This is a genomic window from Jeotgalibacillus marinus, from assembly GCF_040801915.1.
Taxonomy (GTDB): Bacteria; Bacillota; Bacilli; order Bacillales; family Jeotgalibacillaceae; genus Jeotgalibacillus; species Jeotgalibacillus marinus.
The window spans coordinates 1-489 of record NZ_JBFMIA010000087.1 but is presented as its reverse complement, the minus strand read 5'-3'; the positions used below and the strand labels follow the sequence as shown (position 1 = coordinate 489).

General features: G+C 37.4%; 1 protein-coding gene. It reads right to left on the bottom strand.

Features of this window, described 5'->3' with window-relative positions; genetic code table 11:
* Positions 1 to 118: 118 nt before the first annotated feature.
* On the bottom strand, positions 119 to 262 hold the full coding sequence (locus AB1471_RS17070; protein ID WP_437342382.1) for a hypothetical protein: 144 nt from the start codon (positions 260 to 262) through the stop codon (positions 119 to 121).
* Positions 263 to 489 lie beyond the last annotated feature (227 nt).

Sequence of the window (489 nt, the reverse complement as noted above, 5' to 3'; positions counted from 1 at the left end):
CGTCTACTGTGAAATATTTTTGAACGGTAATAAACTCTGTTTTCATTAGTTTTCCAGCTGAGTCTTTTTTGTATGCTTTTACTAATGTTTTATTCATTTCAAGGGAACCTCTCTCTCTTTAGCCCACTTCTTTTATAGAAGGGTTTAATTGGTCGTTCATTGCTTGCGTTTTTGAGGATGTGTATTGACTTGTTCCATCTGTTCGTTTGGAAGCATACTCATCCTTAGCGCGATCTCTTTCTGCATCACCATTTATCTTCATATTCGGAAAGTCTTTCGCTTTAGTTTTAAAGCCTTCGTCTCTTTTTGTGGTTAGTATGAGTAAACGTCATCAAAGTATGAGGGGGTGGGCGAATTGTCCACTTCTCATCACCTCCCTGAATAAAACAAAAAACACCCTCAACGAAGAGGGTGTTTATCAATCCATACTAAATAAATAGTCAACATGGAATAAGCCTCTAATCGTTGAGCTTTAGCACTATATGGCAT